Origin of the sequence: Acinetobacter sp. SwsAc5 (assembly GCF_013391485.1) — a bacterium.
Classification (GTDB): domain Bacteria; phylum Pseudomonadota; class Gammaproteobacteria; order Pseudomonadales; family Moraxellaceae; genus Acinetobacter; species Acinetobacter towneri.
This window is the reverse complement of sequence record NZ_JACAXD010000067.1, coordinates 1-1,680: the sequence shown is the minus strand read 5'-3', so window position 1 is coordinate 1,680 and position 1,680 is coordinate 1. Positions and strand designations below refer to the sequence as shown.

The following is a 1,680-nucleotide window of genomic DNA, read 5'->3' as shown; positions in this document are numbered from 1 at the left end:
AAATCATTTGAATGATTTCTTCTTGGTCTACGTGCCATAAAATACTCCATATATTGATGTTTATAACATCATTTGAGGAGCAGAATATCACTTATAGGAGTTGTTCAAATTTACGGATCCATCTCTAAATATGATAATTTCTTTTACTATCCTGTTAAATATCAAAAATATAGCACAACTTCAGAAGAAAATAGAGTCTTAACTTTTTTAAATGATGACTCATTTTGTATTATTAATTCAACTAGTAATAATCCTGCTTACATTAAGTTAGAAAGGAATTCTATATCTAACCCCTACAAGGATAATCGCTGTTATGTAAAAAGTAATGTCGGATTATTTACTGCAGAAAAACCTAAGACCCTTATTACAACAGCAAATTTTTTAAATGTAGATGCGGTTAATTCAACCAGTAGTACTGCATTCCTATCTCAGCTTAATGAAATGGGGAAAAATGGATATAAAATTGTCGCATACAATAATAAGGTGTATGGAAATCAAACTGTAAATAGCTATATGAAGTTAGCTAATCAGAATACTCGCTACTCTGCTATTGTGTCTGATCGAACTGCAAGCTCTATTAGCAATATCTATTTTTCATGGTTAAGTAATCTTAATGAGAATGGAAAATCTGGATACCAATTTCTTCATTCTGTAAGGCCTTCTACTGACTTAAATTTTAAAGACTATTTTTTAAAAAATGAAAATGATAATGCATCATACACTTATGATAGTGGTTATCTTTCCCCACTTGTTGACACTAATCAATTAATAAATGTACTTAATAAATTAGGTCAAGAAGGTTGTCGCATTATTCAATTTAAACAATACTTTACAGGAAATCATGTAGAAATTTTAGATAATAAAGAAAATCAACCTAAGATAGTAACTTGTATAAATAGTAGTAAACATAATGGTACCTACACATATCGATACAAAGATTATCCAACAGAGAGTACAAGACTTGAACGTGCTTTAGCATTGCAAAGTATGATAAATGCTCAGGCTAAGGATGGGTATCGTTTAGTTAGTCGCTCTTTAGATATATCTGCCACTAAAAAAAATGGCTTATTATTTATGAAAGATAGTGAAGAGCTAGATGTAGGAGAATTTAAAGTATTTTCAGAAGAGATTTTCTCAAATACTCCTATCCTTAAATATTTGAATAAACGCTTTAATCAGCAAGGTCAAATAGGCTGGTTGTATACAAATGCAGAATTTGTATACGCAAATAATCCAAAATCTATTCAGGCAGATCTCAATGATTTTCAAATAATTGAATAATTTTAGATGGGCACGATTGTATAAAGAGACTATAAGCAGTAAGCATCCAGTGAACCCCCACTTTCGCTAAAATGCAATGCCCCAATAGTGTCCACTTAAATTTTAGTGGGCACTTATTTATGGGAGGATTACCCTGCCAAATCAGTGGCAACCCGACCAAAATCAAAAAATAGGTATGAGGTTCAGCACACGCTTACACTTAAGCGTAAGCGTCCGCTGAACACACCTTCTGAATTCATCCTATAAGCCTTAATTTAGTCCCCACTTAGAAACAAGGTAAGCGTCCGCTGAACACACCTTCTGAATTCATCCTATAAGCCTTAATTTAGTCCCCACTTAGAAACAAGTGGGGACTTAAATTTATGACTACAAATAATCAGACATCCATCGCATCTCTTG

1 protein-coding gene is annotated in these 1,680 nt (G+C 32.5%); it reads left to right on the top strand.

Annotated features, from left to right (window positions below):
* The first annotated feature begins 72 nt into the window (after window positions 1-72).
* Window positions 73-1,281, top strand: coding sequence for a PT dipeptide repeat lipoprotein (locus HYG89_RS15860; RefSeq protein WP_178868369.1), 1,209 nt, complete (start codon window positions 73-75; stop codon window positions 1,279-1,281).
* Window positions 1,282-1,680: the final 399 nt, after the last annotated feature.